This is a genomic window from Microbacterium sp. NPDC060117 (assembly GCF_042729315.1).
Taxonomy (GTDB): Bacteria; Actinomycetota; Actinomycetes; order Actinomycetales; family Microbacteriaceae; genus Microbacterium.
Genome location: NZ_JBHWXR010000001.1, coordinates 732,256 through 746,440 on the forward strand (window position 1 = coordinate 732,256; position 14,185 = coordinate 746,440).

General features: G+C 71.3%; 15 protein-coding genes. 7 read left to right on the top strand and 8 right to left on the bottom strand.

All coding sequences use genetic code 11. The annotated features are described in order from the left end of the window. Positions 1–10 precede the first annotated feature (10 nt). The gene (locus tag ACFWCK_RS03275) at positions 11–1,003 is read right to left on the bottom strand and encodes a siderophore ABC transporter substrate-binding protein (protein WP_378804511.1); all 993 of its coding nucleotides are present in this window, start codon (positions 1,001–1,003) and stop codon (positions 11–13) included. A gap of 104 nt (positions 1,004–1,107) precedes the next feature. Here ACFWCK_RS03275 and ACFWCK_RS03280 point away from each other — a divergent pair, with 104 nt between their 5' ends. Both ACFWCK_RS03280 and ACFWCK_RS03285 read left to right on the top strand, forming a co-directional pair. Further along, positions 1,108–1,875: a siderophore-interacting protein gene (locus ACFWCK_RS03280; protein WP_378804512.1), complete on the top strand. Its 768-nt coding sequence runs from the start codon at positions 1,108–1,110 to the stop codon at positions 1,873–1,875. 176 nt (positions 1,876–2,051) lie between these two features. Beyond that, positions 2,052–2,276, top strand: coding sequence for a hypothetical protein (locus tag ACFWCK_RS03285; RefSeq protein ID WP_233310138.1), 225 nt, complete (start codon positions 2,052–2,054; stop codon positions 2,274–2,276). A gap of 1 nt (position 2,277) precedes the next feature. Here ACFWCK_RS03285 and ACFWCK_RS03290 read toward each other — a convergent pair whose 3' ends face one another. Continuing rightward, positions 2,278–2,688, bottom strand: a complete 411-nt coding sequence (locus ACFWCK_RS03290) for a RidA family protein (RefSeq protein ID WP_378804514.1) — start codon at positions 2,686–2,688, stop codon at positions 2,278–2,280. Positions 2,689–2,741: 53 nt separating this feature from the next. Between ACFWCK_RS03290 and ACFWCK_RS03295 the strand changes: the two genes are divergently transcribed. The 3 genes from ACFWCK_RS03295 to ACFWCK_RS03305 all read left to right on the top strand — a co-directional run bounded on the left by ACFWCK_RS03295 (position 2,742) and on the right by ACFWCK_RS03305 (position 4,133). Then, positions 2,742–3,158 carry a VOC family protein gene (locus ACFWCK_RS03295; protein ID WP_378804515.1) on the top strand — a complete coding sequence of 139 codons (417 nt, stop codon included), beginning with the start codon at positions 2,742–2,744 and terminating at the stop codon, positions 3,156–3,158. A 53-nt stretch (positions 3,159–3,211) separates the two neighbouring features. Beyond that, positions 3,212–3,625: a VOC family protein gene (locus ACFWCK_RS03300; RefSeq protein ID WP_378804517.1), complete on the top strand. Its 414-nt coding sequence runs from the start codon at positions 3,212–3,214 to the stop codon at positions 3,623–3,625. 91 nt (positions 3,626–3,716) lie between these two features. After that, on the top strand, positions 3,717–4,133 hold the full coding sequence (locus ACFWCK_RS03305) for a VOC family protein (protein WP_378804518.1): 417 nt from the start codon (positions 3,717–3,719) through the stop codon (positions 4,131–4,133). Between the two features lie 77 nt (positions 4,134–4,210). On the opposite strand, the gene ACFWCK_RS03310 is transcribed toward ACFWCK_RS03305, so the two are convergent. Next, entirely contained in the window at positions 4,211–4,837 is a 627-nt protein-coding gene (locus ACFWCK_RS03310; protein WP_378804519.1) for a MarR family winged helix-turn-helix transcriptional regulator, read from the bottom strand. Between the two features lie 94 nt (positions 4,838–4,931). On the opposite strand from ACFWCK_RS03310, the gene ACFWCK_RS03315 reads away from it, so the two are divergent. Further along, entirely contained in the window at positions 4,932–7,100 is a 2,169-nt protein-coding gene (locus ACFWCK_RS03315; RefSeq protein ID WP_378804520.1) for an MMPL family transporter, read from the top strand. 15 nt (positions 7,101–7,115) lie between these two features. Here the strand turns inward: ACFWCK_RS03315 and ACFWCK_RS03320 are convergent, their stop codons facing one another. The 3 genes from ACFWCK_RS03320 to ACFWCK_RS03330 all read right to left on the bottom strand — a co-directional run bounded on the left by ACFWCK_RS03320 (position 7,116) and on the right by ACFWCK_RS03330 (position 10,845). Then, positions 7,116–8,576 carry an MFS transporter gene (locus ACFWCK_RS03320; RefSeq protein ID WP_378804521.1) on the bottom strand — a complete coding sequence of 487 codons (1,461 nt, stop codon included), beginning with the start codon at positions 8,574–8,576 and terminating at the stop codon, positions 7,116–7,118. A gap of 85 nt (positions 8,577–8,661) precedes the next feature. After that, the gene (locus tag ACFWCK_RS03325; protein ID WP_378804522.1) at positions 8,662–9,993 is read right to left on the bottom strand and encodes a M20/M25/M40 family metallo-hydrolase; all 1,332 of its coding nucleotides are present in this window, start codon (positions 9,991–9,993) and stop codon (positions 8,662–8,664) included. A 63-nt stretch (positions 9,994–10,056) separates the two neighbouring features. Beyond that, positions 10,057–10,845, bottom strand: a complete 789-nt coding sequence (locus ACFWCK_RS03330) for a CPBP family intramembrane glutamic endopeptidase (protein ID WP_378804523.1) — start codon at positions 10,843–10,845, stop codon at positions 10,057–10,059. 56 nt (positions 10,846–10,901) lie between these two features. Here ACFWCK_RS03330 and ACFWCK_RS03335 point away from each other — a divergent pair, with 56 nt between their 5' ends. Next, positions 10,902–11,669 (top strand): SDR family NAD(P)-dependent oxidoreductase, encoded by a 768-nt coding sequence (locus ACFWCK_RS03335; protein ID WP_378804525.1) that lies wholly within the window; start codon positions 10,902–10,904, stop codon positions 11,667–11,669. A gap of 59 nt (positions 11,670–11,728) precedes the next feature. On the opposite strand, the gene ACFWCK_RS03340 is transcribed toward ACFWCK_RS03335, so the two are convergent. Then, a complete protein-coding gene (locus tag ACFWCK_RS03340; RefSeq protein ID WP_378804526.1) occupies positions 11,729–12,382 on the bottom strand; it encodes a response regulator in 654 nt (217 codons plus the stop codon). Then, positions 12,379–14,127 (bottom strand): ATP-binding protein, encoded by a 1,749-nt coding sequence (locus ACFWCK_RS03345; RefSeq protein ID WP_378804527.1) that lies wholly within the window; start codon positions 14,125–14,127, stop codon positions 12,379–12,381. Before ACFWCK_RS03345 ends, ACFWCK_RS03340 begins: the two co-directional genes overlap by 4 nt. Positions 14,128–14,185 lie beyond the last annotated feature (58 nt).

Below are 14,185 nucleotides of genomic sequence, written 5' to 3' on the forward strand. Positions count from 1 at the left end.
TGCTGGGGCGTCAGCTCTTCTTCGCGCTCTTCTCGAGGGCGTCCGCGAAGGAGTTCAGGAACGTCGTGTAGGTCTGGATGCCCTCGTTGAGGTAGGTGTCGGTGGGCATGTAGACGACGTGCTTCTGCTGGATCGCGGTGACGGAGGCCAGCGCCTGGTTCTTCTCCAGGATGTCCGCGGCCTGCACGTAGGAGGCGTCGTCCTTCGCGAACACCGCGTCGCGGTCCATCACGAGGATCCAGGACGGGTTCGACGCGGCGATCGCCTCGACCGAGATGTCATCGCCCTTGTGGTTGTCATCGGCGCCCTCGACCTGCAGTGCGGGCTTGAGACCGAGGATGTCGAACACCGGGCCCAGGGTGCGGCCGACGGTCGGCGCGAGGTAGCCGATCTTGCCGCCGGACGTGGTGACGGCCATCACGCCGGATCCGTCGTAGGCCTTCTTGGCGCGGTCCACCGCCTTGTCGAAGTCGGAGGTCAGGTTCTTGGCCTCCTTCTCCTTGCCGAAGACCTCGCCGAGCACGGTCACCTGGCGCTTCAGCTCGGCGTCGAACGGCTTCCCGTCGCGCGGGTCGAGTTCGAGGATGGTCGCATCGGGGACGAGCGCGGCGAGCTTGTCGTGGTGCTGGGTGAAGCGCTGCCCGTTCACGATGACGTCGGGCGCCACCGCGACGACCGCCTCGAGGTCCGGCTCCATGTGGGTGCCGAGGTCGACGATGCTCTTGTCCTTGACGTAGGACACGGTCTCGGGCATGAGCGACACCGCGGCGGCCTTGACCGGGATGCCCCAGTCGGCGAGCGTCTGGAACGTGCGGTTGTCGGTGGCGACGACCGAGGCCGGCGGCGTGGAGATCGTGTGCTCGCCGTTGTTGTCCTCGACGGTCACGGTGCTGGCCTTCGCGCTCTCCGTGGGGGCTGCGGCGGGGCCGGAGGCGCAGCCGGCGAGGGCGACGACGGCGGCGAGGCCGAGCGCGGTGGCGGTGAGGATCCGAGGCACGGACATGGAGATGCTCCTGTTCTGCGGGATGTGCTGTGTGAATGACCCGATGGGAAAGGTTAGGTTTACCTAACTTCAACCTGGGGTCTCACACAGGTTAGCCTTACCTTATGAACAACGCGAAATCCGGCTTCACCCTGGCGCGACGCCCGCTCGAGCTGCGCTTCCGCACGCTGACCCTCGCCGCGCGCGAGTGGATCGCGCCCGATTTCGTCCGGGTGCGCCTCGCCGGATCCGACCTCGCCGGTTTCGATTCCCTGGGCGCGGACGACCACATGCGGCTCTTCTTCGTGGATGCGCCGACCGACTCGGTCGAGGAGCTGCGCGCCTCCCCGAGCCGCGAATACACGCCCCTCGCGTGGGGTGAGGACTGGCTCGACGTCGAGTTCGCCGTGCACGGGGACGAGGGCGTCGCCGCCCGCTGGGCCGCGACCGCACCGCTCGGATCCGTCATCGGCGTCGGGGGCCCGCGCGGCTCCCTCGTGCTGGAGGGCGAGCCCGACGGCTGGCTCCTCGCCGGCGACGAGACCGCGATCCCGGCGATCCGGCGCTTCGCCGCCCGCATCCACGCCGGCGTCCCCGCCCGCATCGCGATCGAGGTGCGCGGACCGGAACACGAGCTGGCGCTCGACGCTGCCGTGCCCGTCGAGTGGATCCATCGGGGCGGCGCCCCCGCCGGCACCGCCCTCGCCGCGTTCCTGGAGTCGCTCGTCGCGGTCGATCGTCCAGGTGAGGCCCCGTTCGTCTTCGTCGCGGCCGAATCGTCGATCGTGAAGCCCGGCCGCGCCCTGCTCGAGCGCTGGGACGTCGACACCGCCCAGGCCATCGTGAAGGGCTACTGGAAGCGCGGAGAGGCCGAGTACCACGCCCCGCACTGAGTCACCACGCTGGCCGAATGCGTCGTTCCACGCACCCGACGGATCCGCACAGAACTGCTCGATCCGCACAGTCGTCGGCCGCGCCGCGTTCCGCACGGATTGCATGCACTGGCGCCGCACAGCTCGCGCCTCTGGCACGCTCGGGTGATCGATGCGACCATAAGGGAGTGGGTTTCATGAACGACGCGCAGATCTGGACGATGATCGGGGCCTTCACCGCCTTGATGCTCGGCATGCTCACGATCGTGTCCACACTGTTCATCCGCGTCGTCCGCTCCGAGATCGGTGGGCTCCGCTCGGAGATGAACGGACGATTCGACGTGATGAGCTCCCGCATGGACGGGCTCGACCGCGATGTTCAGGCGCTCGTGAAGCGCACCTTCGGCCTCGACCGCGAGTGATTCACGCCCGGTCGAAGACCGCGGCAACGGCCTCGATCTCGACGAGCTGGCCGTCGTAGCCCAGCGCGGTCACACCCAAAAGCGTGCTCGGCACGTCGTGAGCGCCGAACGCGTCGCGCACGACGGCCCATGCCACGCCGAGATCCGACCGCTGGGAGGACGCGACGAGCACACGGGTACTGATCACGTCCGTCATGCTGGCTCCCGCCGCAGCGAGCGCCCCTTCCAGGGTCTCGATGCACTTCGCGGCCTGACCCGCATAGTCCCCGAGGGCAGCCGTGGTGCCGTCACCGTTCAACGGGCACGCTCCGGCCAGGAAAATCAGCCGTGCGTCCTTCGGCGCGGTGGCGGCGTAGGCGTACTGCGCGACATCGGAGAGCGCGGCAGCGCGGATCAGGGTGACAGCGGTCATGCCCACAGTCTGTCGCACCGGTCGGATCGCGACGGTTCCGGCAGACTGGGCCGATGCCCCTCATCGATCACCTCGGCCTCACCGTCGAAGACCTCGACCGCGCCTTCGCTCAGTGGAATCCCGTGCTCACCGCGCTGGACTGCATCGCCGAGGACGGCGAGATGGAAGGCGGGATCGCCTGGTACCGCGAGGACGACGTCGAGCTGATCCTCTACCGCGCCCCGGAGCCCGGTGGCGAACCGCACCGCTACGGACGGATCGGGTGGCAGCACCTCGCCTTCGCCGTGGACTCGCGCGCCGAGGTGGAGCGCCTGCACACGGTCGCCGTCGATGCCGGCTGGTCGACGGTGCGGGCGCCGAAGGTCTTCACGCGCTTCTCGGATCGGTACTACGCCTCGTTCGTCGAGGACGACAACGGCATCCGCCTCGAGTTCGTGCACAACCCGCCGCGCGAGTCCGCCGAGAGCTGACGTCCGCCGCACGCGCCTCGCGCTTTGTCCCCGGCATCAGCGATGCTGGGGACATGGCCACTCTCGATCATCTCGGCATCAGCGTCGATCACGTCCCCGGCGCCTCCGCGCAGTTCGATCCGGTGCTGAGTGCACTCGGCTATGTCCGCAGGCACGACGCTCCGGATCTCGCGTACTGGCGGCAGGACGGTCTGCCCGAGATCCTGCTCTACCCCGCACGTGACAACGCGGACGGTCCGCACGAGCACGGTCGCGTCGGCTGGCAGCACCTCGCCTTCGCCGTCGACTCGCGCGCCGAGGTCGACCGCGTGCACGACATCGCCCTCGACGCGGGGTGGACCGCGGTACGCCCGCCGAAGGAGTACCCGCGGTTCAGCGATCGCTACTACGCCTCGTTCGTCGAGGACGACAACGGTATCAGGCTCGAGGTCGTGCACAACCCGCCGCGGGAGGCATCCGAGAGCTGATTCGCGACACACCGTTGCCGATGTCGGTGGCCGGATCCAGACTGAGTGCGGCGCCGGAGCGGTGCCGTCGATCCGAGCACGGAGGACATCGATGACCAACCTCAATCCGTACATCTCGTTCCGCGGCGACGCCCGCGCTGCGATGGACTTCTACCAGCAGGCCCTCGGTGGCGATCTGCAGGTGATGACCTTCGGCGACATGCCGGGCATGCTGCAGGATGAGGCCGAGCAGACGCTCGTCATGCACGCTCAGCTGACCACTCCCGGCGGCCTGGTGCTGATGGCCTCTGACACCCCCGGATACATGGAGTACAAGGCTCCGCAGGGTGTCTCGGTGTCACTGAGCGGCTCCGACGAGGCCGAGATCCACGCCGCGTGGGACAAGCTCGCCGACGGCGCCACGGTCAGCCAGGACTACGGTCCCGCGCCGTGGGGCGGACAGTTCGGCATGCTCACCGATCGGTTCGGCGTCGACTGGATGTTCTCCGGCGGGGAGGGCAACGCCTGATCAGCATGCACGGACCCGCCGGGCGGAGCCGGGCCTGACAGGGCTGGCCCCGACCACTCACCGGGTTCCGCCGCGATTCAGAGTTCGGGCTCGGCGGTCGCCCACTCGACGCCGTCGAGTCCGAGCTCGCCGGTCATGTCGCGCAGGAATCGGATCACGACCTCGCGCTCGGCCTGCGTCAGGCGCGCCGCGGAATGGAAGCGGCGCGCCTGCTGCCGCCCGACGGTCTCCATGGCCGCGCGCTGCGTGTCCGGGGTGATGGTGATCGCGAGCGCGCGGCGGTCCGAGGGGTGCGCGGCGCGCGTGACGTGCCCGCCCTTCTCGAGCCGGTCGAGCAGCTTGGTGGTCGACGCGGTCGAGATCCCCAGGTGCTGTGCGATCCCGCCGGGCGTCGCGACGGCGCCGCGGTTCGCGCACACGATCAGATAGTGCAGCGCCCGCATGTCGGTCTCGTTGAGCTTCATGTACCGGCGAGACGCCTCGGCGAGGCGCTGCTCGGCGTCGCGCAACTCGCCGAGGGAGGCCATCAGCTCGCCGATCTGCCGGATCGCGCTCGCATCGACGCCGGCGCGATCGAGCAGGACACTGTCGGGATCGCTCGCCTCGATGTCGTAGACGGCGCCCGCTTCGACGCCATCGCGCGTCTGCCCCCCGGCTCGCGCAGCGAGTCTCTGCTCGTCCGCGTCGTCGCGCCGCTCCGCCATGCCGTCATGCTACACCGGGCATCTTTTCACGCCAGGGTGATTACTTGCCAAGCTAGCAAATTCGATCTATCCTGCGGGGGACGGAAGGAACCCGATGACCGCCCCGCAGCACGTCGCACGCCCGCGCCGGCCCCGCCGCCTCCTGCGCATCATCCTGCCCGCGCTGATCATCATCGGATGGCTGGCCGCCGCGTCGCTCGGCGGCCCCCTGTTCGGCAAGGTCGACGAGGTCTCCTCGAACGATCGCACCGCGTATCTGCCTTCCTCCTCCGACTCCGCCCGCGTGCAGGAGCTGCAGACCCGCTTCGCCGGATCCGACGAGATCCCCGCGATCGTCGTCGCCGCCTCCGACGCCACGCTCACGGATGCCCAGCGCACCGCACTCTCCGACGCCGTGGCCGCCACGACTGACATCCCCGGCGTCGGCGACGACGTCTCCCCCGCGCTGGTCTCGGACGACGGCAAGGCCGTGCAGGCCTTCATCCCGATCCGCTCCGACGCCGACCTCGGCGACGTGGTCGCGGAGCTGCGCACCTCCCTCGACAAGGCCGCGCCGGACGGCGTGCGCGTCTACATCACGGGCCCGGCCGGTTTCAGCGCCGACCTCGTCGCCGGTTTCGCGGGCATCGACGGGATCCTGCTCGGTGTGGCTCTCACGGCGGTGTTCGTGATCCTCGTGCTGGTCTATCGCTCCCTGCTGCTGCCGGTCGTGGTTCTGATGACGAGCCTGTTCGCGCTGTGCACCGCCCTGCTGCTGGTGTGGTGGCTCGCGAAGTGGGGCGTGCTGCTGCTCAGCGGACAGACCCAGGGGATCCTGTTCATCCTCGTCATCGGCGCCGCGACCGACTACGCGCTGCTGTTCGTCTCGCGCTTCCGTGAGGCCCTGCGCGTCGAGCAGGACCGCGCGAAGGCGGTGCTCGCGGCATGGAAGGGCTCCTTCGAGCCGATCCTCGCCTCGGGCGGCACGGTGATCGCCGGCCTGCTCTGCCTGCTGCTCAGCGACCTGAAATCGAACAGCGCCCTCGGCCCTGTCGCAGCGATCGGGATCGCTTTCGCGATGCTGTCGGCGCTCACCCTGCTGCCCGCTCTGCTCATGGCGTTCGGGCGCGCCGCGTTCTGGCCGCGGCGTCCGGTGTACGCGCCCGAGGCCGTCGCGGCGGAGGGCGGCATGCCCGCGACAGGCGTGTGGGCGCGACTGGCCGAGCTGATCCGGCGCCGCTCCCGGGTGATCTGGATCGCGACGACTCTGGTGCTCGCGATCGGCACGCTCGGTGTGGTGCAGCTCGACGCCTCCGGGGTGCCGCAGTCCGACCTCGTGCTCGGATCCTCGCAGGCCCGCGACGGACAGAAGGTGCTCGGCGAGCACTTCCCGAGCGGATCCGGCAGCCCGGTCCAGGTGGTCGTCGCGAAGGACTCGCTGCAGAAGACCGCCGACGTGCTGCTGGCCGACAAGGGCATCGACGGCGTCACCGTCACCGCTCAGGACTCGCCGAGCGGATCGGCACCCGTGACGAGGGACGGCGTCCAGCCGGTCGGCCGCCCCGGCACTCCCCCGCCGGCTCCGACCGTGGTCGAGGGCGACGTGATGCTGCAGGGCACGCTCACCGCGGCGGCGGACTCGACTGCCGCGGAGGACACGGTGCGGCGGATCCGCACCTCGCTCGAGGGCACCGGAGCCCTGGTCGGCGGCGTCACCGCGACGGCGACCGACACGGACGACGCCTCGCTGCACGACCGCGCCCTGATCATCCCGGTGATCCTCGTCGTGATCATGCTCATCCTGATGATGCTGCTGCGCGCGATCGTCGCGCCCGTACTGCTGATCGTGACCACCGTGCTCTCGTTCGGCACGGCGATGGGCGTCTCCGCGCTGGTCTTCAACGGGATCCTGCACTTCCCCGGGGCGGATCCGGCCGTGCCGCTGTACGGCTTCGTCTTCCTCGTCGCGCTCGGGATCGACTACAACATCTTCCTCATGACACGCGTGCGCGAGGAGAGCCGGTTGCACGGCACGCGCGAAGGCGTGCGGCGCGGGCTCGCGATCACCGGAGGCGTCATCACCTCGGCGGGTCTCGTGCTCGCGACGACGTTCGCGGCCCTCGCGGTGATCCCGATCCTGTTCCTCGTACAGCTCGCCTTCATCGTGGCGTTCGGCGTGCTGCTGGACACGTTCGTGGTGCGCTCGCTGCTCGTGCCCGCCCTCGTGCACGATGTCGGCCGCGCGGTGTGGTGGCCGTCGAAACTGTCCCGCGGGGAGCGCTGAGCGTCACCCCCGGGGTCAGCCGACGGCGGTCTCGGCGGCCGCGTGGCCGGCGCGATCGGTGAATGCCTGCTTCGGCACGAAGAGCAGCAGCACCGCCGCGGCGAGCGCCGTCGCCCCGCACACGACCCACACCGTCACGTAGCCGGAGAAGGATCCGGCCGTGCCCTCGGCCGCGGCGGATCCGGCGACCGCGTGCATGAGGGCGATTCCGAACACGCACGACGCGATCGCGCCGCCCACGGTCTTGACCGAGTTCGTGAGCCCGGTCGCGACCCCGGTCTGGGTGTGCGGTGCCGCCGACGCCGCGGCGGCCGGGAGCGCGGCGACGAGAGCGCCGGATCCGATCCCGACGATCACCATGTTCGTGATGACCTGCGCATACGCTCCGTGGAAGGGCAGGAACATGAGGAAGCCGATCCCGACGAGCACGGAGGCTCCGATGAGCGTGATCCGGGGCGTCGCGAACCGCGCGATCTGCGGGTAGCCGAGGGCCCCCGCGATCATCGCGATGAGATAGACGCCGATGATCAGCGAGGTCGCGAAACCGCTCGTGCCGAGCCCGTAGCCGTAGACGGCCGGATCCGTGCGGGCGAAAGTGGACAGCGGTGCCTGCGCGCCCAGCACGCTCACACCGAACAGGCCCGCGGTCAGGAACACCGGGCCGAGCGCGGGGCTGCGGAACATCCGCACGTCGATGAGCGGATCGTCCTGGCGCAGCTCCCACAGGGCGAACGGCACGACGAGGAGCACGCCGGCGACGATCACGATCCAGGACAGCGGGTTCGCGACCCCGCCGGGCAGTCGCAGCAGGCTGAGGCCCCCGGTGAGGCCGATGAGCGACAGGGAGATCAGGACGAGCCCCGTGGTGTCGAACACGCCGCCGGTCTTCTCCGGCGACTCCTGCACGCCGAACAGGATCACGAAGAAGCACGCCGCGATGAGCACCGCGGGCACGAGCAGCACGACCGTGAGCGGCAGCACGTCGACGAGCGCTCCGCCGACGAGGGCGCCGATGATCGCACCGCCCTCGAGCGCCGCGACCAGGATGCCGGCGGCCTTGGCGGTGATCGCCGAGCTGCCCTCGATGCGCCGGGCGCGCGACCAGATCAGCGCGATCTCCAGCGGCAGCCAGACGACGTAGAAGCCCATCAGCGCCCAGGCCACGAGGAAGACCCCGAAGGTGTCGGTGAACGGCAGCACGAACGCGGCGACCGCGGTGAGCGCCGTGGAGATGAGCAGCATCCGCTTGCGTCCGACCATGTCGCCGAGCTTCGCGAACGCCGGCACGACCAGGGCCGAGAGCATGAGCTGCGCGCCCTCGAACCAGTTCACGTCGGCGTCGTGGATGCCCAGGTGCCGCGCGATGTCGCTCAGCATCGGCGTGTAGTAGCCCTGCAGCACGCCGCTCGTGAACTCGACGAAGGCCAGGAATCCGACCACGGCGACCAGGGTGCCGAGGGTGGCGGTGCGCGTCATGGGCTGCTCCTTCGCAGGGTCTCGCGCCGGGCGCGGGACGGAGTGCGGCCGGCGCGAGGTTGCTCGGCGACCGCAGCGGGTCAGCTCACTGTAGCCGCTCGATGAGGGCGCGATGGAACCGCTCCCCGCGCTCGAGCGCCGCGATCTCGACGCTCTCGTCGACGCCGTGGATCGTGGCGCGCTGCGCGTTCGACATCTCGAGCGGCGCGAACCGGAAGACCGCCGGCACGAACCGGTGGAAGTGCCGGGAGTCGGTCGCCTGCATCGTCACGTACGGCACAGCCGGGATCCCGGGGTGGGATACGGCGAGCGCCTCTGCGAGGAGCGCGAAGGGCACCGTATCCGTCGGGGATTCGGGCGACGGATCGCTGCCCTCCAGCACCTCGACGGTCACCAGCGGATCCGCGATGCGCCGGCGCACCCCGGCCACGGCGCTCTGCACCGTCTCGCCGAGGGCGATCCGCAGGTTCACGGTGGCCGAGGCCTGCGACGGCAGCACGTTCGCCGCGGTGCCGCCGGACTGCATCGTGGGCGCGACCGTCGTGCGGACGAGGGCCGCCGCCTCACCGCCGAGCGAGGCGAACACCCGGGCGGACACGAATGGGAGCGCGCCGAGCGCGCGCAGCAGCAGGCGTGCAGGCCCGGACGCGCCGCCCGCGAGCTGCGTCAGCATGCGTGAGATCGCCCGCGGCGTGCGCGGGCGGAAGGTGCCAGGACCCAGCCGGTCGACCGCACGCGCGATGCGGCGCACCGCGGTGCGCGACGGCGGTGCCGAGGCGTGGCCGCCCTCTCCGCGCGCGGTGAGCCGCACCGTCATCACGCCCTTCTCACCGACGCCGATCATCGCCGCGCGCCCCGGCACGAACGGCAGCGGCGCGTCGACCACGGCGCCGCCCTCGTCGACGACCAGCCAAGGGACGATCCCCCGTGCCTTCAGCGCGTCCGCGATCGCGATGGCGGCGGATCCGAACGTCTCCTCGTTGCCGCCGAACGAGAGATAGACGTCCCGGGCGGGCGTGAAGCCGTCGGCGAGCAGCGTCTCGACCGCCTCCAGGATCACGATCAGCGGGCCCTTGTCGTCGAGGGCGCCGCGGCCGTAGACGGATCCGTTCTCGATCACGCCGGCGAACGGCGGATGCGTCCAGGCGTCGGACTCGTCGACCGGCACGACGTCGTAGTGCGCCATGAGCACGAGCGGTCCGTCGGCGGCCGTGCCGCGCCCCGCCCAGTGGAACAGCAGCCCGAAGTCGGTGTGGCGCTCGAGCGCGAGCTCGGAGTGCACCCGGGGGTAGAGCTCGGCGATCAGCGCCACGAAGTCCTCGAAGGGCGCGGAGCCGCGCTCGTCGAGTTCGGCGGACACCGTGGGCAGCTGGATCATCCGGGACAGGCGCTCGGCGATCGGGGGCACGTCAGTCATCGTGGCCATGCTAGCCGTGGGCGCACGCCCGTCGCGGGCGATGCGGGCGGGCGCGAGGCCGCCTCAGAGCGCCGCGGGGAGACCGCGCCGCACGGCGACCGCGGTCAGCACCACACCCCAGATCAGCTCGAACGCCATCACCGCGATCTGGTACCAGAGCGGCGCCGCCCCCGGGGACAGCACCTGGGTCCAGTCGCCGAGCCCGTGCAGGAACCCGAGCGCCCAGATCGAGCCCACGACGAGCCGCGCGCCGGCGAAGCAGACGCCGAACGTGGTCGCACCGAGCACTTGCCACCAGGTCTCATCGACGCTCTTGCCGAAGAACAGACCGTTGCCGAGGTGCCAGAGCCCGAACACGAGCGACGTCACGGCCACGGCGAGCCAGGGCCGCCGCCGCATCACGGCTCCGAGCGCCAGCCCGCGTGCCGCCGTCTCCTCGGAGATCCCGACCGCGAGCATTCCCGCGGCGACGCCCACGAGCATCCCGGGTGAGCCTGCGATCCCGGGGATGCCCTGTCGTCCGATCCAGATGTAGGAGAGCTGGATCGCCGCCACCGGTGCCAGCCAGCCGAGGGCGTCGACCCGGCCGGCTCCCCAGCCGGCGATCCACCGCAACGGCGCACCTCCCCACCACCCGGCGCGATGCACCAGCACCACGACGAGCCAGGCGACCGCCAGGCTGAGTCCGTTGGTGACCACGACGCCCAGCTGCGGGAACCAGCCCGGTTGCAGCGCGGGGATCGGGAGGGAGCCGAAGCCGTAGGTGGTGCCCCACCAGGCGAGCATGACGAGGAGCGCACCGGTCCACGTCCGCCACCCGGTGGGCTCGATCGGCGTGCGCGCGGTCGTCACGCCAGGAAGGCTACCGGACCGGATCCACCCGCAGGTCCGCGTCCTAGGCTGGGCCCATGAGCATCCCGCAGTCGCCCTCCGGATCCGCCCGCCCGCTCGCCGTCATCAGCGGCGGAGGCACGGGAATCGGTCTCGCCTCGGCGCTGCGCCTCGCGCGCGACGGCTTCGACCTCGCACTCATCGGACGACGCGAGACGGTGCTCCAGGCTGCGGCCGACCGCATCCGCACCCAGACCTCAGATGCGCAGGTGCAGACGATCGTCGCCGACCTGCAGGATCCGGCTGCCGTCGAGCGCGCGGCCGGAGAGATCGTCGGAGACGTCGACGTGCTGCTGAACAACGCTGGCGGCAACGTGCTGGATCGGGGCGTGGGGCTGGCGGGCATCGCCGCCAACTACGAGGCCAACATGCGCCTGAACGTGCTCACCGCGGTGCTGCTCACCGAGGCGCTGCTTCCCCGCATCGCGCGGCCGGGCGGCCGGATCATCTCGATCAGCTCGATCGCGGCGCTGCGCGGGGCGAACGGCTACGGGGCGGCGAAGGCGGCGATCCACGGCTGGATGATGGGCCTCGCCGCCGACCTCGCCCCTGAAGGAGTGACGGTCAACGCCGTCGCCCCCGGGTACGTGCCCGACACCGGGTTCTGGGATGGCCGGCGCACGCCGGACATCGTGGCGTCGCGGCTCGCCCAGGTGCCGATGGACCGCGCCGGCACGCCCGACGAGGTCGCCGGCGCCGTGTCCTACCTCGCCGGCCCCGAGGGCGGCTGGACCACCGGGCAGATCATCCAGGTGAACGGCGGCGCGCTGTTCGGTCGCGGCTGACGACCGGCCACGACAGCGCCGCCTCTTACGCACCGCGGCGCTGTCACGCCCGCGGCCCTTCACGCCCGCCGCGTGTAACGGTGCTCCGGGCGGCCCGTGGCGCCGTAGCGGAGCCGCACCTCGACCGCGTCGCGTTCCGCGAGCGCGGCGAGGTGCCGTTGCGCAGTGGCCCGGGAGATCCCCACGCGCTCACCGATCTCCGCGGCCGAGGCCTCGTCCTCGCCCAGAGCGGCGAGGACGACCTGCTCCGTCGCCGATCGCGAGGGTGACGCGGCCTCCCCGGATCCGTGCAGGATCGCGAGCGCGCGATCGAGGTCCTTCTGCTGCAGGGCGCGCTCGCCGGTCAGCAGGTTCCGGAAGCGGGCATACCGGTCCAGCGCCCCGGTGAGGGTGCGCCGCTCGAACGGCTTGATGAGGTAGGCCAGCGCCCCGGAGCGCAGCGCCCGGCGAACGGTCGCCGGGTCATCGGCGGCGGAGACGAGGATCGCGTCGATGCCCGCCTCGCGGACGAGCCCGATGCCGTCGCCGTCGGGCAGGTAGACGTCGGCGAGGAGCAGATCCGGAGACAGATCGCGGATCGCGGCCCGCGCCTCGGCGATCGTGCGCACGGGCTCCAGCGCGATGAAGCCGCCTCGCTCGTCGACGATGGTCTGATGCAGCCGGCCGACCCTGAAGTCGTCGTCCAGCACGAGCGTGCGGATCGGATCCGTCATCTGCTCTCCTCCTTCTCGGGGCGTGTCCTCGTTCGTTCGCGGGCACTGTCGGCGTCCGCGCGACCGGCGCCCCCAATGGGCGCGACGGCCCCGTCGAGACGCGCGGCGAAGACCGCCCCGTGCTCGTCACCGCCGCGGTCGATGATCCACAGATCGCCGCCGCCGCGCCGGGCGATCTCACGGGACAGGGACAGACCCAGCCCATGGCCGTGGACGGCCCCGGCATCCTCGGGATCGGCGCCCCCGGGCGCTGCCCGCCCCTCACGGGAGTCGGCGCCGGGGGCGCCCGGCGCACCCCGCTCTCCGGGAGACGCCCCGTCGAGACCCGCACCCGAATCCGCGACCGTGACCACCAGCGCCTGGGCGTCGTCGAGCACGGTGACCTCGACCCACCGCGGCACGCCGCCGGCGACCGCCGCGGTCACGGCGTTGTCGACGAGGTTGCCCAGCACGGCAGCGACGTCCTCGGCTTCGACGACGGCGCCGAGCAGGTGCGTGTCCTCCGCGATCCGCAGCGTCACGCCGCGCTCGGACGCCTCGAGCGCCTTCGCGCCCAGGAACGACTGCAGGAACGGATCGCTCAGCCGCTCCCGGCCCTCCACCGGGAAGTCCACGGATCCTCGGCGCATGAGCTCGGCGAGGAACTCCCGGGCGTCCTGCACGCGCTCCGCGTCGATGAGCCCGGCGGCGACGTGGATCCGGTTCGCGAACTCGTGGCGCTGCACGCGCAGCGCGGCCGTCATCGTGCGCACGGTCTCCAGCCGCTCCGAGAGCGCGACCAGCTCGGTGCGATCGCGGATGACGGCGACCGTGCCGAGCGCGCGGCCGTCGCGCTCGACGGGGCGGGTGTCGAGGTAGAGCACCCGGTCGCGGTGCACGGCCTCGGACAGCGCCCGCCCGCCGGAGACGGCGTCGCGCACCGCGTCGGGGAGGCCGGTCCGATCCAGGGGCACGCCGACGAGGCCGTGCACCGAGAGCAGACGCTCGGCGGCGGCGTTGCAGACCCGGACGACCCCCTCCGTGTCGACCGCGAGCACGCCGTCGTCCACGCCGTCGAGCACCGCGGTCTGGTTCTGCACGAGCGCGACCAGTTCCTCCGGCTGCACGCCGAGGGTCAGCCGCTCCCAGCGTCGGCGCAGCATGAGGGCGGCGACGCCCGCCAGCAGCAGCGATCCCACGGCGGCGATGCCGATCACGGCGAGCAGCGGCGGCAGGTCGTCGAACACGCCGGCGCGGGCGAAGCCGACGCTGACCTCACCGACCGGGGTGCCGCCCTGGTCCCGCACGGGCACCTTCGCCCGAGCCGAGTCGCCCAGGGTGCCGGTCTCCCACTCGACGACCTCGTGGCCGGCGAGCACGTCTTGGAACGGAGTGCTCACCTCCTGGCCGAGGCGATCCGGATCCGGATGCGCGAGCCGGATCCCATGATCGTCGGTGATCACGATGAACAGGGCGCCGGTGCGTCCGGCGGTCGCCGTCGCCGTGCGCTGCAGCACGCCGTCCCGCAGGTCGGCCGCCTGCGGCGTGCCCGGGTCTGCGGAGGCACGGGCGACCTCGGCGCGGATCTCGGGGTCTTCCGCGAGCGTGCGCGCGATGCCGAGTGCGGAGGATTCAGCCTGGGTACGCAGCTGCTGCACGGCGAGGAGCAGGTAGACCCCGGTGCAGAGCGCGACGACGAGCGCGACCGTCGCGAGCTGCAGCAGGAGGGTCCGCGTCGCGAACCGCATCCGGCGTCTCCGGGGCATCCGTCCTCCTTGAGCAATATGCGCAGAAGTCACGCTACGCGCACAACGCGGCGGAATG